This window comes from Microvirga sp. CF3016, from assembly GCF_036314085.1.
GTDB lineage: Bacteria > Pseudomonadota > Alphaproteobacteria > Rhizobiales > Beijerinckiaceae > Microvirga.
Genome location: NZ_JAYGGM010000006.1, coordinates 130,097 through 151,859, shown reverse-complemented (window position 1 = coordinate 151,859; position 21,763 = coordinate 130,097). Strand labels below are relative to the sequence as shown.

The following is a 21,763-nucleotide window of genomic DNA, read 5'->3' as shown; positions in this document are numbered from 1 at the left end:
TCGATCAGAGAAGCGCAGCGCCTTTCCGATCGGGATGGCCGGAACAAGCCCGGCCATGACATGGAGGGGTTCGAGAGTATTCTGCAGCTCCGCTAACGCGGATCTAGGATGACAGGAAACATCACCCTCGCGCGAAAAAATCCGTCGCCTCGATGAGGTGATGGGTGATGCCCGGCTCGCTCACCGCGTGGCCCGCATCCGGTACCATGATGAACTGTGCTTCGGGCCAGGCCTTGTGCAGATCCCAGGCGGTCTTGGGCGGCGTAGCGATGTCGTAGCGGCCCTGGATGATCACGCCGGGAATGCCCTTCAGGCGACGGGCGTTGCGGATGAGTTGCCCGTCCTCGAACCAGCCTTCGTTGACGAAGTAGTGGTTCTCGATCCGCGCGAACGCAATGGCATAATGCTCGTCGCCGAACTGGTCGCTGTACTCCTGGTTGTGCAGGAGCGTGATGGTCTCGCCCTCCCACAGGCTCCAGGCCCGCGCAGCCTTCGCCTGGACGGCGGGATCGGGATCGATCAGGCGTTTGCGATAGGCGGCCATCAGGTCGCCGCGCTCCTCCTCCGGGATCGGAGCGAGGAATCCCTCCCATTTGTCCGGGAAGATCCAGGAGGCTCCCTCCTGGTAGTACCAGTGCAGCTCCGGGCGACGTAAGGTGAAGATCCCGCGCAGCACCAGCTCGCTCACGCGCTCCGGATGGGTCTCGGCATAGGCGAGAGCCAGGGTCGAGCCCCAGGACCCTCCGAAGACCATCCACTTGTCCACACCGATCATGGCGCGCAGGCGCTCGATATCGGCCACCAGATGCCAGGTGGTGTTGGCGTCAAGGCTCGCATAGGGCGTCGAGCGTCCGCAGCCGCGCTGATCGAAGAGCAGGATGCGGTACTTGTCCGGATCGAACAGGCGGCGCTGGGTCGGCGTGCAGCCGCCGCCCGGGCCGCCGTGAAGAAAGACGACGGGTTTGCCTTTCGGATTCCCGCACAATTCCCAATAGACCCGATGGCCGTCGCCCACATCGAGCATGCCGTGATCGTAGGGCTCTATTTCGGGGTAGAAGGTGCGCATCGTCGAGCTCCAGCAGAGGAAGCTATCCATAGCCGGGGGAGGCGGCCGTGTCAGCCAGCCTATGACTTCCTAAGCCGGCTTCGAACCCTCTAGCGCGTCGTTCAACTGTCATATAGTTTTGCAACTGGGGAACATGGGTAAAAGCCCAACCACATGGAGGATGAGGATGTTGACCAAACGCGCCGGCCTGAAGCTGGCTACGGCTCTTGCCGCTCTCATGGTCTTTGGCTCGGCTGAGGCCGCCGAGAAGCTGCGGCTCCTGACCTGGGCCGATTACGTTCCGAAAGACGTGATGGAGCAGTTCACGAAGGAGACCGGCATCGAGGTCGAGGTTACACTGTCGAACAACGAGGAGATGATCTCCAAGCTGCGCGCCACACAGGGCGCCGGCTTCGACCTCGTCCAGCCTAGCCAGGACCGCATCGCCGGCCCGCAGACGGAATTCGGCATCTACAAGCCGCTCGATCTCTCGAAGATCAAGTCCGACCTCTTTATCGCCTCCATGCTGGAAGCGACCAAGAAGAACACCACCGTGGACGGCAAGGTCTACGGCGTTCCCCACATCTGGGGCACGGACGGCCTCATCGTGAACACCAAGGCCGCCCCGAAGGTCGCGGATTACAACGATCTCTGCGATGCCGCGATCGCCGGCAAAGCCAGCTTCCGCGCCAAGCGCCCGTCGCTCATCGCCTTTGCCTTCGCCAACGGCATGGATCCCTTCGCATCCTACAAGGACCCGAAGGCCTACACGGCCATGATGGAGAAGGTCGGCGCCAAGCTGGCCGAGTGCAAGAAGAGCGTGAAGTTCTTCTGGGACGGCAAGGACCAGCTTCTCAACGCCATCCGGTCCGGTGAAGTTGTGGCCGCCATGGCCTGGGACACCGGTGGCTGGAAGCTCAACTCCGAGAACGCCGACATCAAGTTCATCGCGCCCAAGTCCGGCGCTCTGGGCTGGGTCGACACCTTCGCGATCCCCGCCAAGGGCCGCAACGACGAGGCCGCTTACAAGTGGATCAACTTCAACATGAAGCCTGAGATCGCCGCGAAGGTCGCTGCGACCGCTGGCAACTTCACGGCTTCAAACGGCGCTGACAAGCTCATGCAGGGCAAGCTGAAGGACCAGTTCGCCGAAAGCTTCCCCAAGGCCGCCATCGACAACATCAAGTGGTATCCGGCGGTGCCGGCCGGCATCGAGGAGATCGAGGGCAAAATCCTCGACCGCCTGAAGGCCGGCTCGTAAGCTTCCACTTCGATCAACAAACCTCCCCCGGTAAGCATCGGACCCAAAAGTGGCCTCCACTTTTGGGATCCATTCGATGCTCTTTTTGAAGAGCGCATCATTCGCGCGGAAAACCGGTATCCACTTTTCCGCACAATGCGCTTGCCCGGGGATGTCTATTTCTGTGTTTGTTTCGGCAGCGTCATGGCCCCTTCCACCGATCTCGACATCATCAACGTCACCAAGCGCTTCGGCAGCCACGCTGCCGTCGATGACGTGACGTTCAGCGTCGTTCCCGGCGAGTTCTTCTCGATCCTCGGCCCGTCCGGCTGCGGCAAGACCACCCTGATGCGCATGATCGCGGGGTTCGAGCACCCGACATCCGGCGACATCCGCATCCGCGGGCAGTCGATGATCGGCGTTCCGGCCAACAGGCGCCCCGTCAACATGGTGTTCCAGAGCCTCGCGCTCTTTCCCATGATGAGCGTGGGCGAGAACGTGGCCTACGGTCTCACCTGCCGTGGCATGCCTCGTGAGGATGCGCAGGAGCGCGCCAACCGCATGCTGGAGCGCGTCGGCCTCAAAGGTTTCGGGAACCGTCGCGTGACGGCATTGTCGGGAGGCCAGCGGCAGCGTGTGGCCATCGCCCGCTGTCTCGTGCTCGAGCCTACGCTCGTGCTCCTCGACGAGCCGCTCGGCGCGCTTGATCTCAAGCTGCGCGAGCACATGAAGATCGAGCTGAAGCAGTTGCAGAGCACCTTCAACACCACCTTCGTCTACATCACGCACGACCAGTCCGAAGCGCTCGTCATGTCCGACCGCATCGCGGTGATGAACCAGGGACGTTTCGAGCAGGTGGGAAGCCCGCGAGAACTCTATCACATACCGGCCACGCCCTTCGTGGCGAGCTTCGTCGGCGAGACGAACCGCCTGCAGGGCGAGATCGTCTCGTCGTCCGATGGAACCGTCGCCCTGCAACTGCCCTCGGGCATGGTCACTCAAGGAACGGGCCGTGTTCCGCAGAAGGCAGCCGTCGCCTTCGTGCGGCCGGAATCGATTGCCCTGGCTCCGAACCAGCCGGCGTTGCGCGACCTTCCGAACCGCTTCGAGGGCCGCGTCTCGGCCGTTCTCTTTGATGGCGCCAATTCGAGCCTGCTCATCGACACCCTGGGCTTCGAGCAGCCGGTGCGCGCCGTGCTGCCGCAGGCAGGCCCGCTCGCGGGCATCGAGATTGGCGCGCCGATCCATGTGGGCTGGACAGCGGATGCGATGAAGGTCTTCGCCGCATGACCACGAAACAGGCATCGCGCATCGCGCTCTACCTGCTGCTTGCTCCGGCGATCCTGTGGCTCGGGCTCCTCATCGTGCTGCCGCATGTGGAGATCCTCGTCCTCTCCTTCAGCGAGAGGGTGGCGCCGCGGGTCTATGCCTTCGGCGTCGGCAACTACCTCGAGTTCTTCACCGAGCCGCTCTACTGGCGCACCTTCGCCCGCACGGCGCTCATGTCGATCGCGGTGACTGCGCTGACCCTGGTGCTCGCCTTTCCGATCGCGCTCTACATCGCCCGTGTGGCACAGCGACGCCTGAAGGCGATGCTGCTGCTGCTCTGCCTCCTGCCGTTCTGGGTGTCGGAACTGGTGCGCACCCTGGGGTGGATGATGCTGCTGCGGGAGACCGGCGTGATCTCCTACATGCTGCGGACGGTCGGCCTTGCCGACCAGCCGGTGGAGCTGCTCTACAATGACGGCGCGGTGATCCTCGGCCTTGTCTATGGCGGGCTGCTGTTCATGATCGTGCCGCTCGCCAACGCGCTGGAAAGCCTGGATCCCTCCGTGGTCGAGGCGGGCTTCGATCTCGGGGGCAGCCGCTGGACGGTCCTGCGCCGGATCGTCATTCCCCATGCGATGCCGGGCATCGTGGCAGGCTGCATCATCGTGTTCATGCTCACCGTCGGCAATTTCGCCACGCCGGTGCTGCTCGGGGGCAAGAACGGCCTGTGGTTCACCGAGCAGATCTACGCGCAGTTTATCACGCGCTTCAACTGGCCTCAGGGCGCGGCCTTCGGCATGCTGCTCCTGCTGCTCTCCTCCGCCATCGTGTGGCTGGGCCTGCGCCTCACCGGCCAGAGCCTCGGCTCCACCTTGAAGCAGGCCTGACGCCATGAACAGACCGTCTATCGTCTGGAAGCTCTACATCGCGGCGTTCTACATCTTCCTGTTCGCGCCGCTCCTGATCGTGGCGATCTTCGCCTTTAATTCGAGCCCCTTTCCGTCGCCGCCCTGGCGAGGCTTCACGCTCGAATGGTTCACCGGCTCGGGCGCCGTGTTCGGCAAGCCCGGTGTCCTGCTGGACCCGATCTGGCTCGACAGCATCGGCAACAGCTTCAAGGTCGCGGTCCCTGTGGCGTTGCTCGCCGTGCTCCTCGGCACGGTGAATGCCTGGGTGCTGGAGCGGGCCGAGTTCCGCGGCAAGACCGTTCTCGCCATGATGATGCTCTGGCCGCTCGTAATCCCAGGCGTGGTGCTCGGCATTTCGATCCTCGCCTTCTTCTCGCGTGTGGCCAACGGCCTTGAGGAGTGGCTTCAGACCGATCTCGATTTCCTGCGACCGGGCCTTCCGCTCGTGATCCTGGGACAGCTCTCGTTCATCCTCACGATCGCGACGCTGATCATCGCCGCGCGCCTGCGCAAGTTCGACCGGTCCCTGGAGGAGGCAGCCTTCGACCTCGGTGCCAGCCGGGCGCGGGTGCTGCGCACGATCACGTTGCCCTTTTTAAGTCCCGCGCTCATCGGGGCCGGGCTCGTGGCCATGCTCATGTCGTTCGAGAACTTCAACACGACCCTGATGCTCGTCGGGTCCGAGCCGCCGCTGCCGATCACCATGTATGGTCAGATGCGCGAGGGCGCGACGCCGGCGATCAACGCGGTGAGCCTGCTGCTGATGCTGGGCGTCGGCGGGATCGCGAGTATCTTCGCGCTGACAGCGAAGGCGGAACGTTGAGGGACTACACTCGTCGTCACCGGCCTTGTGCCGGTGATCTCGATGCTGTGAAGCGTCGCACTTTTCCTGATCGGGATGGCCGGCACAAGGCCGGCCATGACGTAGTGGCTGTCATCCCCGGCGAGCGAAGCGAGGGAAGGGGATCCACCTACACTCTCGGCGCCATGGATTCCGTTCCCCCTTCGCTACGCTCCCGCGGGGAATGACACCAGTAGACAACCGACAATCCCGAACCGCTCACCGTCCCCAGGTGCGCTCCAGAACGTTCACCCAGTTCTCGTAGCAGAGCTTGCGCAGGGTCGTGTCGTCGTAGCCGTGGCGGCGCATGGCGTCGACGAGGCGGGGCAGGCCGCGCACGTCGCCGATCTCGGCCGGGATGGTGGCGCCGTCGAAATCGGACCCGAGGCCGACGCCGTCGACGCCCACATGCTCGATCAGGTGGTCCATGTGGCGGATCATCTCCTCCAGCGGCGTGTCGTCGTTGCGCTGGCCGTCGGGGCGGATGAAGGAGGTGGCGAAGTTCACGCCCACCATGCCGCGGCTCTCGCGGATGGCGGCGAGCTGCTTGTCGGTGAGGTTGCGCGAGTGCTGACAGATCTCCCACGCGTTGGAATGGGTGGCGACGAGCGGCGCATCGGAGAGCCGGGCCACGTCCCAGAAGCCCTTCTCGTTCAGGTGCGAGAGGTCGATCATAATCTTCAGCCGGTTGCAGGCGCGCACCAGCGCGAGGCCGCGATCGGTGAGGCCCGGACCCGTGTCCGGCGTTGAGGGATAGCTGAACGGCACCCCATGGCCGAAGATGTTGGGCCTGCTCCAGACCGGTCCGATGGAGCGCAATCCGCTCTCGTAGAGCACGTCGAGCATGTGCAGCTCAGGATCGATGCCTTCCGCGCCCTCGATGTGCAGGATGGCGGCGAGCTTCCCGGTGTCGATGCAGTGGCGGATGTCGGCGGCCGAGCGGACGATCTTCACCTCGCCCTTCGAGGCGCGCTCGATGCGGATGAGGAGCGAGGCCATGTGTACGGTGACTTGCTGGCTTGTCGCCAGGGACAGCTGCGGCGGCAGGGGCACGTCGTAGCGCGACTGGGTCATCATCGCATCCACGTCGATGCCGACGCTGTCGGACGGCACGTAGACGGCGAAGAAGCCGCCAATGAGGCCGCCTTCCTTCATTCGCGGCCAGTCGAGGTGTCCGATGTTGTCGCCCTCCAGGAAAGCCTGTTCCGGCTGGATCTTGCCGCGCATGAGGCGGAGGAGGACGTCGTTATGGCCGTCGAAGACCGGCATGAGGGGGGAGCGGGACATGGATTCGTGCCAAGCAGTTGGGATGGACATTCGGGATCAGCCGGCCAGGGAGCGGACCGGCTGTTGCGCGTCTCTCGTGAAGCCCTGGCTCGCCTGGATCAGGGACTGGGTATACTCGTTCGACGCCGCACCCGAGCGCAACGCCGTGGAGGTGGTCTCCTCCACGGCCTCGCCGTGGCGCATGACCAGAAGACGCTCGCACAGATGGGCGACCACTGCGAGATCGTGACTGACCAGGATATAGGTCAGCCCCAGCCTGCGGCGCAGGTCATCGAGCAGGTTCAGGATTTCCGCCTGCACGGAAGCGTCGAGCGCCGAGGTCGGCTCGTCGAGGAGCAGAACCTTCGGGCGCAGGATCAGTGCGCGGGCGATGGCGATGCGCTGGCGCTGGCCGCCGGAGAGCTGGTGCGGATAGCGGAACCGGAAGGAGGGACCGAGGCCCACCTCGCGCAGGGCCTGAAGAATGCGCGCCTCGGCGTCCTTCTCGCCATGAATGGCCAGAGGCTCGGACAGGGTGCGGTCGACCGTATGGCGCGGATGGAGCGAGGCGTAGGGGTCCTGGAAGACCATCTGGACCGTGCGGTAAAACGCCTTGCCGCGTGGTGTGGTGACTTCCTTGCCGTCGACGAGCACGCGTCCGGCCGTGATCGGCGCCAGGCCGCAGATGGCGCGCAGCACCGTCGATTTGCCGGAGCCGGATTCGCCCACGAGCCCGTAGGCCGCGCCGGGCTCCACGTGGAAGCTCACGTCCTTGACCGCATCGACCCTGAGGCGGCCCGTGCCGAAGACGACTTGAAGGTTCTGGATATCGAGCATCGGATCTTTCCCCTGTCACTGCGCCCAGGCGGGATCGCGGTTCAGGGTGGGGAGGGGGCGAACATCGTCCTTCAGCGTCGGCAGGCAGCGCATCAACCCTTGAGTATAGGGATGCTTCGCCTCACGCAGGTTCTTCGCCTCCAGTTCCTCGACCACGCGCCCGGCATACATCACCAGCACCCGGTCGCAGAAGGAGGAGACGAGCTTGAGGTCGTGCGAGATGAAGATGAGTCCCATGCCGCGCTCGGTGACGAGCTCGTCGAGGATGCGCAAGACCTCCATGGACACGGTGACGTCGAGGGCCGAGGTCGGCTCGTCGGCGATCAGCAGGTCGGGGTCGGTCACGAGCATCATGGCGATCATGGCGCGCTGGCCCATGCCGCCCGACACCTCGTGCGGATAGAGCGAGAAGACGCGGGCCGGATCGCGCATCTTCACGGCCTCGAGCATGGCAAGCGCCTTGTCGCGCGCCTCTCCACGGCCGGCCCTAGCATGGGCTTGATAGGCCTCGATGATCTGCTCGCCGATAGTCATGACCGGGTTCAGCGAGTATTTCGGGTCCTGCATTACCATGCTGATGCGCCCGCCGCGCAAGGTCCGCAGGGTCCGCTTCGAAGCGGTCAGCAGATCGATCCCGTCGAAGGCGAGGCGCTTGGCCGTGACCTCGCCCGGGGGAGGGGTGAGCCCGAGGATCGCGCGCCCCGTCTGCGACTTGCCGGAGCCCGACTCGCCCACGATGCCGAGGCGCTCGCGGCCGAGCTGAAAGGACACGCCGCGCACCGCTTCCACCGTGCCGGTGCGCAGATGAAAGCGGACGCGCAGATCGTCGACGTCGAGAAGCGGCTTGGTCATTTGGCGGCCTTCGGATCGAGGACGTCACGCAGGCCGTCGCCGAGCAGATTGAAGCCAAGGCTCACCACGAAGATGGCCAGACCCGGCATGGCGGCGACCCACCATTGATCGATGAGGTAGTTGCGGCCGGTGGCCACCATGGCGCCCCATTCCGGCATCGGCGGCTGTGCGCCGAGACCGAGGAAGCCCAGGCCCGCCGCGGTCAGGATGATCCCGGCCATGTCGAGCGTCACGCGCACGATGAGCGACGAAACGCACAAGGGCACCACATGGCCCAGGATAATGCGTGGCGTGGATGCGCCCTGCAGCTTCACGGCCGCGATGAAATCGCTGTTGCGGATCATCAGCGTCTCGGCGCGTGCGATGCGGGCATAGGGCGGCCAGGACGTGATCGCGATGGCGATGATGGCGTTCTCGATGCCGGGACCTAAGGCCGCCACGAAGGCGAGTGCCAGGACGAGGCGCGGGAAGGCGAGGAAGATGTCGGTGATCCGCATCAGCACCGTGTCGACCCAGCCGCCGAGATAACCCGACACCGTGCCGACGAAGAGGCCGATCGGCGTTGCGATCAGGGCCACCAGCACCACGACGAGGAGTGTGATGCGCGAGCCGTAGACCACGCGGGAGAAGATGTCGCGCGCTTGGTCGTCCGTGCCGAACCAGTAGGATTCGCTCGGCGGCAGCAGGCGCTGGGTGCGCAGGTCCCCGCCGGCGACCGGCGAATAGGGCGCGATGAAATCGGCAAAGATCGCTACGAGGATCAGCAGGATGACGATGCCCAGGCCGATGACTGCGAGCGGATTGCGGGAGAAGGCGCGCCAGCCGAGATAGAAGCGGCCGAGCCGTGCCTGCCAGCGGGAATGCGGCTCTGCGGAGAGCAGCCAGGCGCGAAGGCCTGCGGGTTGTTCAGCAAGAGGGCTGCTGGCCATCAGCGGGTCCTCGGATCAAGCAAGCGGTAGAGCAGGTCGGAGACCAGGTTGAGCAGCACGAAGACGGTTCCGATCACGAGGGTTCCGCCGAGCACCGCGTTCATGTCCGCGTTCTGCAGGGAATTGGTGATATACTGGCCGAGCCCCGGCCAGGCGAAGACCGTTTCGGTGAGCACCGAGCCTTCGAGCAGGTTGGCGTAGGAGAGGGCGATCACGGTGACGAGGGGCACGGCCGCATTGCGCAGGGCATGGCGCCAGATCACGCGTATCTCGGACAGACCCTTCACCCGCGCGGCGATCACGTATTCCTGCGCCAGTTCGTTGAGCATGAACGAGCGCGTCATGCGGCTGATATACGCGAGGGAGAAATAGCCGAGCAGGCAGGCGGGAAGGATGACGTGCGAGACCGCGTCCCAGAAGGCATCCCACTGCCCCTGCATGGCGGTGTCGAGCAGCACGATTCCCGTGACGGGCGTGTAGAGATAGGAATAAGTCACGTCGATGCGCCCGGGCCCTGCGACCCAGCCGAGCTTAGCGTAGAACAGCAGCAGGCCCATCAAGCCGAGCCAGAAGATCGGCACCGAATAGCCGACGAGGCCGAGCACGCGCACGAACTGGTCGATGAAGGTGCCGCGCTTGACCGCCGCCAGAACGCCGAGCGGGATGCCTACGAGGACGCCGATGATCGTGCCGAGGGTCGCGAGTTCGAGCGTCGCCGGGAACACGTTGACGATGTCAGTCATCACCGGGTTGGTGGTGAGGACCGAATTGCCGAAATCGCCGGTCGCGGCCTTCTTCACGTAGATGACGAACTGCTCGATCAGGGGCCGGTCGAGGCCGAGCTCCTGACGGACTCGCTCGTAGACATGGGCCGGCGCCCGGTCGCCGACGACGGCGATGACGGGATCGATGGGAACGACGCGGCCGATGAAGAAGGTGACGGCCACGAGGCCGAGGAGGGTCGTGGCCAGGACGATGACGAACTGGACGACTTTCTTAAGGAAGGAGCGGAGGGCACCGACGTGCCCTCCGCCCCCGTTCATGACTGCTGAAACCATCGAAGCGTCAGTTCTTCTTGGCCTGTGACACGTCGTTGTCGCTGAAGGACGGGCCGAGGACGAAGTCGCTCACGTTCTTGCGCACGGCAGCCACTTCGGTCTGCTGCAGGAAGATCACGAACGGACCGTCGTCGAGAACGGCCTTCTGGAGGTCCTTGTACATCTGCGCGCGCTTCTCTGCATCGCGCTCCATCACGGCCGCGCGGGTCTTGGCAGTCAGCGGGCCCGGATCCCAAGCATTGCGCCAGGCGAGCGGCTTCGCCTTCGCATTGTCCGAGTTGTCGTCGTTGGCCGCGAAAGTGTCCGCGTTGGAGTTCGGATCCTGATAGTCCGAGCCCCAGTTGCCGATGTAGATGTCGTGCTGGCGAGCGCGGTACTTGGTCAGAGCCTGCTTCGAGTCCATCGGCAGGATCTCGAGCTTGATGCCGGCCTGCGCGAAGGTCGATTGCATGGCCTGGGCGATCCCGGTGATCTCGGAGGTGGAGCGGGTGTCCATCGTGACAGAGAAGCCGTCCTTCAGGCCGGCCTTGGCGAGGAGTTCCTTCGCCTTGGCGACATCGAGCTTGTATGGGTTGTTGGTCTCGGCGCCGAGGAAGCCCTTGGGTAGGAAGTTCTGGTGAACGTCGCCCTTGCTCTTCATGATCGTGTCGGCGATCGCCTGATAGTCGACGAGATATTTCAGGGCCTGGCGAACCTCGGGCTTGGCCAGGTTCGGGTTCTTCTGGTTGAGGCCGAGATAGTAGACCGTGCCCTTGGGACCGCTCTGGATCTTGATGTCCTGGTTCTTGGACACCGCGGCGATCTCTTCCGGATTCAGGTTGCGCGCCACGTCGATGTCGCCCTTCTCGAGCAGGAGGCGCTGGCTCGCGGTTTCCTTGATGTGGCGGAAGATCACGCGGGCGAGAGGGGTCTTCTTCTCGTAGTTCGGGTTGCGCTCAAGAACGAGGACCTCATTGGCCTTCCAGTCGCGCATGATGTAGGGGCCGGAGCCGGCATACTTGGTCTTCAGCCAGTTATAGCCGAAGTCGCCGTCCTTCTCGTTCTGGACCAGCAGCTTCTTGTCGACGATCGAGGCGACCGAGTTGCCGAGGCAGTAGAGAACGAGGGTCGGCGCGTAGGCCTTGTCGACCTCGAAGGTCATCTCCAGCGGGCCGGTCTGCTTGACCTTGTCCTTCACGTTGTCCTTCGTGAGGCCGAACTGGCCCAGGATGAAGGCCGGGGACTTGTCGAGCGCCACGGCGCGGTGGAGCGAATACACCACGTCTTCGGCCGTGATCGGATTGCCCGAGGCGAACTTGCGGTTGGGCTTGATCTTGAACGTATAGGTCTTGCCGTCGGGGGAGACGGTCCACGACTCGGCGACCTGTCCGGAGATCTTGGACACATCCTTGATGTCGTACGAGATCAGGCGCTCGTATGTATTGCCGATGATTTCGGACGCGCTGAACTCGAACACCTCGGCCGGATCCAGCGAGATGATGTCGTCGCTCTGCCAGGCCTGGACCAGGGTGTCCGGCGGGGTTGCCGCCATGACGGCGGAGAAGGAGGTCGCCATGGTGGCAACCAGTGCAGCGGATAGGAGAAATTTCGGAAGTCGCTTCATGGCCATTCCCTTCGGCGCTCGGAGCGCCTGTTGTTGCGCCAATATGAATGCAAATCACACAAGCGCTGTCGAGTCTAGCAACTGGTTTTAAACTGGCAAACAATGCGCAGGCTGCCCAAAGGGAGGGCAAGCGGCAATCCGGCTTGGCCTCCAAGGGCAAAGTGTGGCAAAGGCAGCCCGACCCTCTTTCTGGATGAACGACAGTGTCTGAAGAAGCCAAAGATACCGGGACCCAAGCGAAATCCGGTGCCAACACCATGTGGGGTGGGCGGTTCTCGACCTCGCCCAGCGCGCTCATGGAAGCCATCAACGCCTCCATCGCCTTTGACAAGCGGCTCGCCTCCCAGGACATCCAGGGCTCCATCGCCCACAGCACCATGCTGGCCAAGCAGGGGATCATCGCCGAGAGCGACCGGGATGCGATCCACCAGGGCCTCCAGCGGGTCCTCGGCGAGATCGAATCCGGCTCCTTCACCTTCTCCACGGCTCTCGAAGACATTCACATGAACGTGGAAAGCCGGCTGCGCGAGATCATCGGCGATCCGGCGGCCCGCCTGCACACGGCCCGCAGCCGCAACGACCAGGTCGCCACCGACACCCGCCTTTGGGTGCGCGAGGCCCATGACCGGACGGATGAGCAGCTGACCATCCTGATCAAGGCGCTCCTCGACAAGGCCGAGGCCCATGCCGCCACCGTGATGCCGGGCTTCACCCATCTCCAGAGCGCCCAGCCGGTGACCTTCGGGCACCACCTCATGGCCTACGTGGAGATGTTCGGCCGCGACCGCAGCCGGTTCCGCGATTCCCGCCGGCGCCTGAACGAGTGCCCGCTCGGGGCCGGCGCGCTGGCCGGGACCTCCTTCCCCATCGACCGGCACATGACCGCCAAGGCGCTGGGCTTCGATGGCCCGACCCGCAATTCGCTCGACACCGTTTCCGACCGGGACAGCCTGCTCGAGTTCATGGCAGCGGCTTCCATTTGCGCCATGCATCTGTCACGTCTGGCGGAAGAAATCATCATTTGGATGTCAGCTCCCTTCGGCTTCGTGCGCCTGCCGGACCGCTGGACCACCGGGTCCAGCATGATGCCCCAGAAGCGCAATCCCGACGCTGCCGAGCTTGTGCGTGGCAAGAGCGGTCGGGTCGTCGGCTCCCTGGTCTCGCTGCTTACCGTCATGAAGGGCCTGCCGCTCGCCTACGCGAAGGATACCCAGGAAGACAAGGAGCCGCTCTTCGACGCAGCCGACACCCTGGAGATCGTGCTCGCCGCCACCACCGGCATGATCCAGGACCTGGAGCCGGTGGCTGAACGCATGGCGGCGGTTGCGGGAGCGGGCTTCTCCACGGCGACCGATCTCGCCGACTGGTTGGTGCGCAGCCTCAACATTCCCTTCCGGGACGCCCATCACGTGACCGGGCGCATCGTCTCGGAAGCCGAGAAGCGCGGCTGCACCCTGGAGGAACTGCCCCTGGACGTCATGCAGGCGATCGAGCCGAAGATCCATCAGGGCATCTACGATGTCCTGGGCGTCGAGAACTCCGTCCGGTCCCGCACGAGCTTCGGCGGAACGTCACCGGTCCGTGTGGCCGAACAGATCGCCTGGTGGCGGGAGCGGGTCTGAACCGCCCGGTTAACCTTCGATCCTTGGGGCGTGCCGGCGCGGTCCGGTAGGCCCTTGATAGGGCCGGAGGCCATCGCCATATTGCCGAAAGCGGCTCCTTCGGGGGCCACTTGAGCGCCGCATGAGCGGGCTCAAAACCAACGAAGTGCCTCCAACCTTGGGCTTCGAACATGTCGCGTCAGTCGCCCTTCGGGCATCCGTTCCTGTTAGGCTTCGATGAAATCGAGCAGGCCCTCGACCGTGTCGCCAAGGCGGCGGGAGATGGCTATCCCCCCTACAACATCGAGCGTCTGGCTCGCACGGAACATGCTCCCGAGCGCCTTCGCATCACCCTGGCCGTCGCCGGTTTCACCCGGGATCAACTCGAGGTGACCCTGGAGGAGAACCAGCTCGTCATCCGGGGCCGTCAGTCCGACGACAAGACAAGGCACTTCCTTCATCGCGGCATCGCCGCCCGTCAGTTCCAGCGCACCTTCCTCCTCGTCGACGGCATGGAGGTCATGGGCGCAGACTTGTCCAACGGATTGTTGTCGATCGATCTCGTCCGGCCCGAGCCGGAGCGGATCGTCCGCAAGATCGATATCATCGGGTCGGACAAGGTGTGACGGCATCCGCAACAAGGAGATGTCCATGGACTTCCATATCAAAAATCATGCCGAGCCGGTTGTCGATGTGGCCGAGCTGGCCCGACTGGGTGTCGGGCAGATGGCCTATGTGAAACCGCTCGAATCCGACGAGGTGGCGCGGCTGTTCCCGCAGGCGCCGAAGCTTCAGCCCGGCATGCGGCTGTTCGCGCTCCTGTCCGCCAGCGGCGAGCCGATCCTGCTGACCGACAACCACGACGCTGCCGTGGCCAATGCCTGGGCCCATGACCTGACGACGGTGAGCCTGCATTAAGGCTCACCGGCTTCCCCTCGCGATCAGGCAATCGCTTCAACGGCCGCAATCAGCCGCTCGATGTCCTCCGGCCGGGAGAGCCGGTGATCGCCGTCCTTGATCAAGGTCAGCGACACGCTGTCTCCCGGCAGGTGCTCGACGAGTTCAAGGGCGTGGCTCCAGGGCACGTCGGGATCCTCCATGCCTTGCATGATATGGACCGGGCAGCCGGTCCGGATCGGCCTGTCGAGGAGGAGGTGCCTGCGTCCGTCCTCGATCAGCTTCCAGGTGATCGGGTAGGGATCGTCGGAATAGGCCGAGGGCCGGTGATAGACCCCGGATTCCTGCACGCTCTTCTTGAGATCCTCTGGGAAGCGCTCCCACATCAGCCGCTCGGTCATGTCGACCGCCGGTGCAATGAGGACGATCCCCGCGGGAGCGATCTCTGGCCGCGTCCCCATGAGATGCCGAGCCGCGAGGAGGCTGATCCAGCCTCCCATGGACGACCCGATGAGGATCGGGCGCTCGTCCACGAACCGCTCGATCACGGCCAGGGCATCCTCGAGCCAGCGGGAAATGGTCCCATCCTCGAAGTCTCCCCCTGATTCACCGTGGCCGCTATAATCGAAGCGCAGAAATGCGCGCCCGTTGGCTGCAGCCCAGTCGTCGAGGGCGCTCGCCTTCGTCGCGCGCATGTCGGACTTGAAGCCGCCGAGCCAGACAACGGGCGGGCCCTTTCCCTCTCGGAATAAGACGGCGATGGGGCGGGCATCCTGGCCAGCCGTGACGCTTTGCGGCATGGTTAACTCATCCTCAACTGCTTTGAAGCAACCGTTTCTAGTCGATTCTTTTGAGAAGGCTCTTACATCCGTGAGTTTTTCAACGCGACCCGGCGGAGGGATGGCTTTTCCGTCGTCTCATGTGCATCCGCTGGAGGGCCGGACCGTCCTGCAGATCGTGCCCGAGCTGGAGACCGGCGGGGCCGAGCGCACCACCGTCGATATTGCCGAAGGTCTGGTCCATGCCGGGGCCCGCGCCCTCGTGGCCACGGAAGGGGGGCGGCTTGTCGGCGAGCTCCAGACCAAGGGCGGCGTGTGGATTCCGTTCCCGGCGGCGACGAAGAATCCGTTTTCCATGCTCGTGAACGTGCGCAAGCTCGCCCGGATCTGCCACAACGAACGGGTTTCCCTAGTGCATGCCCGTTCCCGGGCGCCGGCCTGGGTGGGCCTGGGCGCCGCGCGCTCGCTCAACATTCCTTTCGTGACCACGTATCACGGCAGCTATTCCGGCCGCTCGTCGATCAAGGTCCTCTACAATTCGGTCATGGCCCGGGGTGACGCGGTCATCGCCAATTCCGAGTATACGGGCGAGCTGATCCGCTCCGTCTACCCCCAGGCAGGAGACCGGATCCGGGTCATCCACCGGGGGACGGACTTTTCGGTGTTCTCACCGCAAGCCGTGGCGCCGGAGCGGATCGAGGCGCTGAGGAAGGCCTGGGAGGTGGCACCCCACGAGCGAGTCGTGCTCCTCGCCGCTCGCCTGACCGGCTGGAAGGGTCAGAAGGTCCTGATCGAGGCGGCGGCCAAGCTGCGCGACGCAGGTCTCACCGACGTGGCCTACATCCTCGCCGGCGACCCGCAGGGGCGGGATTCCTACGTGAAGGATCTCGACGGCCTGATCGAGGCCCGCAGGCTAAAGGGCGTCGTGCGTCGTGTCGGCCATTGCACCGACATGCCGGCAGCCTTCCTGGCGGCCTCCGTCGTCACCGTGCCTTCGACGGAACCCGAGGCCTTCGGCCGTTCGGCCGTGGAGGCGCAGGCCATGGGAACGCCGGTGGTCGTGTCCGATCTCGGGGCCGTGCCCGAGACCGTTTTGTCCCCGCCGGCGGTGGCGCCGCACGAGCGGACGGGCTGGCGGATCCCGGCCGGAGACCCCGATGCCCTGGCCGAGGCAGTGGGAGCGGCACTGACCCTGGGTGCCAGCGCCAGAATCGCCTTGGGCGCCAGAGCCCGGTCCCATGTGGAGCGTCATTTCTCTCTCGAACGCATGGTCTCGGGCACCCTCGATGTGTATTCGGCCCTCCTGGAGGGCCGTTTTACCCATAGAACAAGTTGACTTCCCGCGCATTTGCGCGAAATGTCGATTCATTCGTGGCAAGGCTGAGCAGTCCAGCAGGGATCCCTTGGGGTCTCCACCCCCCGGCCTAGCCCTTAACAGGAGATACGAGCCATTCGCAGACCAATGAGAGCCATGCCGGTGCCGCAAAAGGACGGACCGCGCGCCAACCGAGACATTCGCGGTGTTCGCGAAGTACAGCTGATCGACGATGCAGGGCAGAACCGGGGCGTTGTTCCCTTCTTCGATGCCCTCAAGGTTGCCGAAGAGGCAGGCCTTGATCTCGTGGAGATCTCGCCGAACGCCACTCCTCCCGTCTGCAAGATCCTCGATTACGGAAAATTCCGCTTTCTCGAGCAGAAGAAGGCCGCCGAGGCTCGCAAGAAGCAGAAGACGGTCGAGGTCAAGGAGATCAAGCTGCGTCCCGGCATCGACGACCACGATTACGAGGTCAAGATGAAGGCGATGAAGGGCTTCTTCGAGGAAGGCAACAAGGTGAAGATCACCCTGCGCTTCCGGGGCCGCGAGATGGCGCACCAATCCCTCGGCCTGAAGGTCCTGGATCGGGTCAAGGCCGATGTGGGCGATCTCGCCAAGGTCGAGATGGAGCCGAACTTCGAGGGCCGTCAGGTCGTCATGGTCCTGGCGCCGCGTTAAGGGGCTCCAGCTACAATGAAATTCATGGCCGTCGGAGTTCCGACGGCCTCGGAGTTCCGACGGCCATTGCATTTTGGGCAGGCTTCTGCCATAAGCCGCCCTTCATCGAACCGCCCGGCTGTTAGGGCTGCCGTGGCGGTTCGTTTTGCTCAAGCAGCAAGACGGGGCCTGCAGGGCGGTTCAACCTGCCCCATCGGCCTGACCAAAGGAGAGCCAAATGCCCAAGCTGAAGACGAAATCGGGCGCGAAGAAGCGCTTCAAGATCACTGGCACCGGCAAGGTCGTTTACGCCCAGGCCGGCAAGCGCCACGGGATGATCAAGCGGTCGAACAAGCAGATCCGCAACCTGCGCGGCACGACGACCCTGTTCGAGGGCGACGCGTACAACGTGAAGAAGTACTTCCTGCCGAACGGCTAAGGCGGTTCTTCCCCACATCCCGGATTTTGAAGGAGTTTTTTAAATGGCCCGCGTCAAACGGGGCGTTACCGCCCACGCCAAGCACAAGAAGGTTCTGAAGGCCGCCAAAGGCTTCTACGGCCGCCGCAAGAACACCATCCGCATCGCCAAGCAGGCGGTCGAGAAGAGCATGCAATATGCCACTCGCGACCGTCGCAACAAGAAGCGCACTTTCCGCGCGCTCTGGATCCAGCGCCTTAACGCTGCCGTCCGCACGCATGGCTTGACCTATTCCCGATTTATCGACGGTCTCGGCAAGGCTGGGATCGAGGTCGATCGCAAAGTCCTGTCCGAGCTGGCCATCCACGAGCCGGCGGCTTTCGCCGCTTACGTGGAGCGCGCCAAGGCCGCCCTGCCGCAGCAGGCCGCCTAAATAGCCGGATAGACTGCTTCGGTGCGGCTGGCTTATCAGCCGCACCGCCTTATTCCCCCTTCTCCGAGACCATTCGCGCTGACGGCCAATAGGGCTGTCGGTTGCCACCACGCGGCTCGGAAGACTTGACGGTTCCCGCGCCGCGCTTCACTCAAAGCGCTTGCATCTGGCAAGGGACCGATGACCGACCTCAATCAACTCGAACGTGACCTGCTTTCCCAGGTCGACGCCGCCGGCGACGAAGCGGCCCTGGAAACCGTGCGCGTCTCAGCGCTCGGCAAGAAGGGCTCCGTCTCCGAACTGCTGAAGACCCTCGGCGCCATGACGCCCGAAGAGCGCAAGGAACGCGGGCCGCTCATCAACGGCCTGCGCGACAAGGTGCAGGGCGCCATCGCGGCCAAAAAAGAGACCCTGGCCGAGGCCGCACTCGACGCCCGCCTGTCGGCCGAGCGCATCGACGTGACGCTGTCGGTGCCGGAGGCGCCTGAGGCCCGAGGCCGGATCCACCCGATCAGCCAGGTGATCGAGGAATTGACGGCGATCTTCGCCGATATGGGCTTCTCCGTGGCCGAGGGGCCGGATATCGAGACGGATTACCTGAACTTCACGGCACTCAACTTCCCCGAGGGCCATCCGGCCCGCGAGATGCACGACACGTTCTTCCTGGCCCCCGACGAGAAGGGTGAGCGCAAGGTGCTGCGCACGCACACCTCGCCGGTGCAGATCCGCACCATGACCTCGCAGAAGCCGCCGATCCGGGTGATCATTCCGGGCCGGACCTACCGTCATGACTCGGATCAGACCCACACGCCGATGTTCCACCAGGTGGAAGGCCTCGTCATCGACAAGCAGGCCAACATCGCGCACATGAAGTGGATCCTGGAGGAGTTCTGCAAGGCCTTCTTCGAGGTCGAGCAGGTGAAGATGCGGTTCCGCCCGTCGTTCTTCCCCTTCACGGAGCCGTCCGCGGAGGTCGATATCCAGTGCTCGCGCAAGGGCGGCGAGATCCGCTTCGGCGAAGGCACGGATTGGCTCGAGATCCTCGGGTGCGGCATGGTCCATCCGAACGTGCTGAGGAATTGCGGGCTCGATCCGGACGAATACCAGGGCTTTGCCTGGGGCATGGGCATCGACCGCATCGCCATGCTCAAATACGGCATGCCGGACCTGCGCCCCTTCTTCGAGGCCGATGTGCGCTGGCTGAACCATTACGGCTTCCGCCCGCTCGACATACCGAGCCTCGTCAGCGGCCTCACATCCTGATCGTCACCCCGGCCGAAGCAGCGTGAAGAGCCGGGATCGCGGGACAAGTGTAGCACTCTATTCGAACCACAATCCCGGATCTGGCTTTGCCAGTCCGGGATGACACTCAAGGAACGGTGTCATGAAATTCACCCTCTCCTGGCTGAAGGATCATCTCGAGACGTCAGCCTCCCTCGACGAGATCGTCGAGACGCTCACCCGCATCGGACTCGAAGTCGAAAGCGTGGAGGACAAGGCGAAGGCGCTGGCGCCCTACACGGTCGCCTATGTGATCTCCGCCGAGCAGCATCCCAACGCCGATCGCCTGCGCGTATGCATGGTCGATACGGGCAATGGCGCGCCGATCCAGGTGGTCTGCGGCGCGCCCAACGCCCGCACGGGCATGAAAAGTGTGTTCGCGCCGCCCGGCACCTATATCTCGGGCAAGAACATCACCCTCGGCGTCGGCACCATTCGAGGCGTCGAGAGCGCGGGCATGCTTTGCTCGGCCGCGGAACTCGAAATCTCCGACGATCATGACGGCATCATCGATCTGCCCGAGGATGCGCCGGTCGGACAGCCCTACGCGGCCTATGCGGGCCTCGACGACCCGGTGATCGAGATCAATCTCACGCCGAACCGCCCCGATTGCACCTCGATCCACGGCATCGCCCGGGATCTCGCGGCCGCCGGGCTCGGTACGCTCAGGGGCGACGCCGTGCCGGCCGTTGCGGCTCGAGGTGCCTGCCCGGTTTCGGTGACGATCGAGGACGAGACGCTCTGCCCGGCCTTCGCCCTTCGCCTCGTGCGCGGCGTGAGGAACGGTCCCTCGCCGGAATGGATGCAGCGCCGCCTTTTGTCCATCGGCCTTCGTCCGATCAACGCCCTGGTGGACATCACCAACTACGTCACCTTCGACCGGGGCCGTCCGCTCCACGTCTTCGACGCCAGGAAGGTCAAGGGCAACCTTACCGTCCGCCGGGCGAAGGAGGGCGAGGAGGTGCTGGCGCTCGATACCCGCACCTACAGGCTCGATCCGAACGTCGTGGTGATCGCCGACGACAGCGGCGTCGAGTCCATCGGCGGCATCATGGGCGGCGAGCATTCGGGCTGCGACGAGGAGACGACCGACGTTCTGATCGAATCCGCGCTCTGGGATCCGCTCAACATCGCGCAGACCGGTCGCAAGCTCGGGATCATCACCGATGCCCGCTACCGCTTCGAGCGCGGCGTCGATCCCGCCTTCACCGTGACGGGCCTCGATCTGGCCACCAAGCTGGTCATCGATCTCTGCGGCGGCGAAGCGAGCGAGGCCGTGGTGGCCGGAAAGGTGCCGGACGACAACCGCGTCATCGAATTCCCCTGGAGAGAGGTTCCGCGCCTGTCCGGCCTCGACGTTCAGCCCGCCGAGTCGGAGCAGATCCTGACGAAGCTCGGCTTCCAGGTTCAGGGCTCCGGCGAGCGCGTCAGCGTCACGGCGCCCTCCTGGCGTCCCGATATCGAGGGCAAAGCGGATCTGGTCGAGGAGGTCATCCGCATCGCGGGTCTCGACCGGATCGAGTCCAAGCCCCTGGCCCGCCTGGAAGACACGGTGGCAAAGCCGATCCTGACCTTGATCCAGAAGCGCACACGCTTGGTCCGTCGCTCGCTTGCCGTGCGCGGGCTGGTGGAGGCCGTCACCTGGTCCTTCATCGCCAAGAGCGAGGCGGAGCTGTTCGGCGGCGGCGATCCCCGGCTGGCGCTCGCCAACCCGATCGCGGCCGAGCTCTCGGACATGCGTCCGAGCCTGCTCCCGGGTCTCCTGAAGGCGGCTCAACGCAACGCGGATCGAGGCTTCGGTGACGTCGCGCTCTTCGAGGTCGGCCAGACCTTCGCATCGGACGAGCCGGAAGGCCAGTCGATCAAGGCGGCTGCGGTGCGCCGTGGGACGGCGCGAGCCGAGGGTGTCGGCCGTCACTGGGACGGTGGCGCCGAGAGCGTCGATGCCTTCGACGCCAAGGCGGACGTGCTGGCCCTTCTGGCGGCTTTGGGCATCCCGGCCGGCGGTCTCCAGATCGTGGCGGGCGGTCCGGCCTGGTTCCATCCGGGCCGCTCGGCCACCCTGCAGTTCGGCCCGAAGAACGTGGTCGGCGCCTTCGGCGAGGTGCACCCGAAGGTGTTGAAAGCCCTCGACCTGAAGGGCCCGCTGGTCGCCTTCGAGCTCAATCTCAACGCGCTCCCGCCGCCCAAGGCGAAGCCGACCAAGATGAAGCCGAAGCTCAACCTGCCCGACTTCCAGCCGCTCACCCGCGACTTCGCTTTCGTGGTCGGCCGCGATGTGGCCGCCGGCGACATCATGAAGGCCGCCCAGGGAGCCGAGCGCCAGCTGATCGTGGGTGTCGACGTGTTCGACATCTACGAGGGCACCGGCATTGATCCGGAAAAGAAGTCCGTCGCCATCGCCGTCACCCTGCAGCCGACGGAAAAGACCCTCACCGACGTCGAGATCGAAGCCGTTTCGGCCAAGATCGTCGGGGAGGTTTCGAAGAAGACCGGCGCGGTGCTGCGGTCGTAAAGGATGATCATCCCGGGCC

The 21,763-nt window shown here is 64.5% G+C and carries 21 protein-coding genes; 13 read left to right on the top strand and 8 right to left on the bottom strand.

The window, feature by feature from the left end; translation table 11 throughout:
* Window positions 1-121 precede the first annotated feature (121 nt).
* Entirely contained in the window at window positions 122-1,066 is a 945-nt protein-coding gene (gene pip / locus VB672_RS10925; RefSeq protein WP_329784217.1) for a prolyl aminopeptidase, read from the bottom strand.
* Window positions 1,067-1,232: 166 nt separating this feature from the next.
* Between pip and VB672_RS10920 the strand changes: the two genes are divergently transcribed.
* The 4 genes from VB672_RS10920 to VB672_RS10905 all read left to right on the top strand — a co-directional run bounded on the left by VB672_RS10920 (window position 1,233) and on the right by VB672_RS10905 (window position 5,285).
* Window positions 1,233-2,306 carry an extracellular solute-binding protein gene (locus VB672_RS10920; RefSeq protein WP_329784216.1) on the top strand — a complete coding sequence of 358 codons (1,074 nt, stop codon included), beginning with the start codon at window positions 1,233-1,235 and terminating at the stop codon, window positions 2,304-2,306.
* 183 nt (window positions 2,307-2,489) lie between these two features.
* Complete coding sequence (locus tag VB672_RS10915; protein WP_329784215.1) at window positions 2,490-3,575, top strand: ABC transporter ATP-binding protein; 1,086 nt, start codon at window positions 2,490-2,492, stop codon at window positions 3,573-3,575.
* Entirely contained in the window at window positions 3,572-4,441 is an 870-nt protein-coding gene (locus VB672_RS10910) for an ABC transporter permease (protein WP_329784214.1), read from the top strand. Before VB672_RS10915 ends, VB672_RS10910 begins: the two co-directional genes overlap by 4 nt.
* 4 nt (window positions 4,442-4,445) lie before the next feature.
* Entirely contained in the window at window positions 4,446-5,285 is an 840-nt protein-coding gene (locus VB672_RS10905) for an ABC transporter permease (RefSeq protein ID WP_329784213.1), read from the top strand.
* A 237-nt stretch (window positions 5,286-5,522) separates the two neighbouring features.
* Here VB672_RS10905 and VB672_RS10900 read toward each other — a convergent pair whose 3' ends face one another.
* From VB672_RS10900 to VB672_RS10875, 6 genes are read right to left on the bottom strand one after another with little or no spacing between them, the layout of a single operon-like run.
* Entirely contained in the window at window positions 5,523-6,590 is a 1,068-nt protein-coding gene (locus VB672_RS10900) for a dipeptidase (RefSeq protein WP_329784212.1), read from the bottom strand.
* Between the two features lie 36 nt (window positions 6,591-6,626).
* Entirely contained in the window at window positions 6,627-7,406 is a 780-nt protein-coding gene (locus VB672_RS10895; RefSeq protein WP_329784211.1) for an ABC transporter ATP-binding protein, read from the bottom strand.
* 15 nt (window positions 7,407-7,421) lie between these two features.
* A complete protein-coding gene (locus VB672_RS10890; protein WP_329784210.1) occupies window positions 7,422-8,258 on the bottom strand; it encodes an ABC transporter ATP-binding protein in 837 nt (278 codons plus the stop codon).
* Window positions 8,255-9,187 carry an ABC transporter permease gene (locus tag VB672_RS10885; protein WP_329784209.1) on the bottom strand — a complete coding sequence of 311 codons (933 nt, stop codon included), beginning with the start codon at window positions 9,185-9,187 and terminating at the stop codon, window positions 8,255-8,257. Before VB672_RS10885 ends, VB672_RS10890 begins: the two co-directional genes overlap by 4 nt.
* Window positions 9,187-10,245 carry an ABC transporter permease gene (locus VB672_RS10880; RefSeq protein ID WP_442931986.1) on the bottom strand — a complete coding sequence of 353 codons (1,059 nt, stop codon included), beginning with the start codon at window positions 10,243-10,245 and terminating at the stop codon, window positions 9,187-9,189. The genes VB672_RS10885 and VB672_RS10880 overlap by 1 nt, the downstream gene beginning before the upstream one ends.
* Window positions 10,246-10,252: 7 nt before the next feature.
* The gene (locus VB672_RS10875; protein ID WP_329784208.1) at window positions 10,253-11,854 is read right to left on the bottom strand and encodes an ABC transporter substrate-binding protein; all 1,602 of its coding nucleotides are present in this window, start codon (window positions 11,852-11,854) and stop codon (window positions 10,253-10,255) included.
* A gap of 251 nt (window positions 11,855-12,105) precedes the next feature.
* On the opposite strand from VB672_RS10875, the gene argH reads away from it, so the two are divergent.
* From argH to VB672_RS10860, 3 genes are all read left to right on the top strand, one after another.
* Window positions 12,106-13,470 carry an argininosuccinate lyase gene (argH, locus tag VB672_RS10870; protein WP_329784380.1) on the top strand — a complete coding sequence of 455 codons (1,365 nt, stop codon included), beginning with the start codon at window positions 12,106-12,108 and terminating at the stop codon, window positions 13,468-13,470.
* Between the two features lie 170 nt (window positions 13,471-13,640).
* Window positions 13,641-14,075 carry an Hsp20 family protein gene (locus VB672_RS10865; RefSeq protein ID WP_213563832.1) on the top strand — a complete coding sequence of 145 codons (435 nt, stop codon included), beginning with the start codon at window positions 13,641-13,643 and terminating at the stop codon, window positions 14,073-14,075.
* 25 nt (window positions 14,076-14,100) lie between these two features.
* Window positions 14,101-14,367, top strand: a complete 267-nt coding sequence (locus VB672_RS10860; RefSeq protein WP_329784207.1) for a DUF1150 domain-containing protein — start codon at window positions 14,101-14,103, stop codon at window positions 14,365-14,367.
* A 23-nt stretch (window positions 14,368-14,390) separates the two neighbouring features.
* Here the strand turns inward: VB672_RS10860 and VB672_RS10855 are convergent, their stop codons facing one another.
* The gene (locus VB672_RS10855; protein ID WP_329784206.1) at window positions 14,391-15,146 is read right to left on the bottom strand and encodes an alpha/beta hydrolase; all 756 of its coding nucleotides are present in this window, start codon (window positions 15,144-15,146) and stop codon (window positions 14,391-14,393) included.
* Between the two features lie 100 nt (window positions 15,147-15,246).
* On the opposite strand from VB672_RS10855, the gene VB672_RS10850 reads away from it, so the two are divergent.
* The 6 genes from VB672_RS10850 to pheT all read left to right on the top strand — a co-directional run bounded on the left by VB672_RS10850 (window position 15,247) and on the right by pheT (window position 21,744).
* Complete coding sequence (locus VB672_RS10850) at window positions 15,247-16,461, top strand: glycosyltransferase family 4 protein (protein ID WP_329784205.1); 1,215 nt, start codon at window positions 15,247-15,249, stop codon at window positions 16,459-16,461.
* A 135-nt stretch (window positions 16,462-16,596) separates the two neighbouring features.
* Complete coding sequence (gene infC / locus VB672_RS10845) at window positions 16,597-17,118, top strand: translation initiation factor IF-3 (RefSeq protein ID WP_009494552.1); 522 nt, start codon at window positions 16,597-16,599, stop codon at window positions 17,116-17,118.
* A gap of 217 nt (window positions 17,119-17,335) precedes the next feature.
* A complete protein-coding gene (gene rpmI / locus VB672_RS10840; protein WP_047187697.1) occupies window positions 17,336-17,536 on the top strand; it encodes a 50S ribosomal protein L35 in 201 nt (66 codons plus the stop codon).
* Window positions 17,537-17,579: 43 nt separating this feature from the next.
* A complete protein-coding gene (gene rplT, locus VB672_RS10835) occupies window positions 17,580-17,948 on the top strand; it encodes a 50S ribosomal protein L20 (RefSeq protein ID WP_036362947.1) in 369 nt (122 codons plus the stop codon).
* A 180-nt stretch (window positions 17,949-18,128) separates the two neighbouring features.
* Window positions 18,129-19,211, top strand: coding sequence for a phenylalanine--tRNA ligase subunit alpha (gene pheS, locus VB672_RS10830; protein WP_329784204.1), 1,083 nt, complete (start codon window positions 18,129-18,131; stop codon window positions 19,209-19,211).
* A gap of 121 nt (window positions 19,212-19,332) precedes the next feature.
* The gene (pheT, locus tag VB672_RS10825) at window positions 19,333-21,744 is read left to right on the top strand and encodes a phenylalanine--tRNA ligase subunit beta (protein ID WP_329784203.1); all 2,412 of its coding nucleotides are present in this window, start codon (window positions 19,333-19,335) and stop codon (window positions 21,742-21,744) included.
* Window positions 21,745-21,763: the final 19 nt, after the last annotated feature.

Bases quoted from the DNA above. Each gene is read 5' to 3' on its own strand.
- VB672_RS10860 (WP_329784207.1), top strand. From the start codon at position 14,101: ATGGACTTCCATATCAAAAATCATGCCGAGCCGGTTGTCGATGTGGCC.
- VB672_RS10910 (WP_329784214.1), top strand. From the start codon at position 3,572: ATGACCACGAAACAGGCATCGCGCATCGCGCTCTACCTGCTGCTTGCT.
- VB672_RS10850 (WP_329784205.1), top strand. From the start codon at position 15,247: ATGGCTTTTCCGTCGTCTCATGTGCATCCGCTGGAGGGCCGGACCGTC.
- VB672_RS10920 (WP_329784216.1), top strand. From the start codon at position 1,233: ATGTTGACCAAACGCGCCGGCCTGAAGCTGGCTACGGCTCTTGCCGCT.
- rplT (WP_036362947.1), top strand. From the start codon at position 17,580: ATGGCCCGCGTCAAACGGGGCGTTACCGCCCACGCCAAGCACAAGAAG.
- VB672_RS10885 (WP_329784209.1), bottom strand. From the start codon at position 9,187: ATGGCCAGCAGCCCTCTTGCTGAACAACCCGCAGGCCTTCGCGCCTGG.
- VB672_RS10915 (WP_329784215.1), top strand. From the start codon at position 2,490: ATGGCCCCTTCCACCGATCTCGACATCATCAACGTCACCAAGCGCTTC.
- pip (WP_329784217.1), bottom strand. From the start codon at position 1,066: ATGCGCACCTTCTACCCCGAAATAGAGCCCTACGATCACGGCATGCTC.
- infC (WP_009494552.1), top strand. From the start codon at position 16,597: ATGCCGGTGCCGCAAAAGGACGGACCGCGCGCCAACCGAGACATTCGC.
- VB672_RS10855 (WP_329784206.1), bottom strand. From the start codon at position 15,146: ATGCCGCAAAGCGTCACGGCTGGCCAGGATGCCCGCCCCATCGCCGTC.
- VB672_RS10895 (WP_329784211.1), bottom strand. From the start codon at position 7,406: ATGCTCGATATCCAGAACCTTCAAGTCGTCTTCGGCACGGGCCGCCTC.
- argH (WP_329784380.1), top strand. From the start codon at position 12,106: ATGTGGGGTGGGCGGTTCTCGACCTCGCCCAGCGCGCTCATGGAAGCC.
- VB672_RS10890 (WP_329784210.1), bottom strand. From the start codon at position 8,258: ATGACCAAGCCGCTTCTCGACGTCGACGATCTGCGCGTCCGCTTTCAT.
- VB672_RS10880 (WP_442931986.1), bottom strand. From the start codon at position 10,245: ATGGTTTCAGCAGTCATGAACGGGGGCGGAGGGCACGTCGGTGCCCTC.
- VB672_RS10900 (WP_329784212.1), bottom strand. From the start codon at position 6,590: ATGTCCCGCTCCCCCCTCATGCCGGTCTTCGACGGCCATAACGACGTC.
- pheS (WP_329784204.1), top strand. From the start codon at position 18,129: ATGACCGACCTCAATCAACTCGAACGTGACCTGCTTTCCCAGGTCGAC.
- VB672_RS10865 (WP_213563832.1), top strand. From the start codon at position 13,641: ATGTCGCGTCAGTCGCCCTTCGGGCATCCGTTCCTGTTAGGCTTCGAT.
- rpmI (WP_047187697.1), top strand. From the start codon at position 17,336: ATGCCCAAGCTGAAGACGAAATCGGGCGCGAAGAAGCGCTTCAAGATC.
- VB672_RS10905 (WP_329784213.1), top strand. From the start codon at position 4,446: ATGAACAGACCGTCTATCGTCTGGAAGCTCTACATCGCGGCGTTCTAC.
- VB672_RS10875 (WP_329784208.1), bottom strand. From the start codon at position 11,854: ATGGCCATGAAGCGACTTCCGAAATTTCTCCTATCCGCTGCACTGGTT.
- pheT (WP_329784203.1), top strand. From the start codon at position 19,333: ATGAAATTCACCCTCTCCTGGCTGAAGGATCATCTCGAGACGTCAGCC.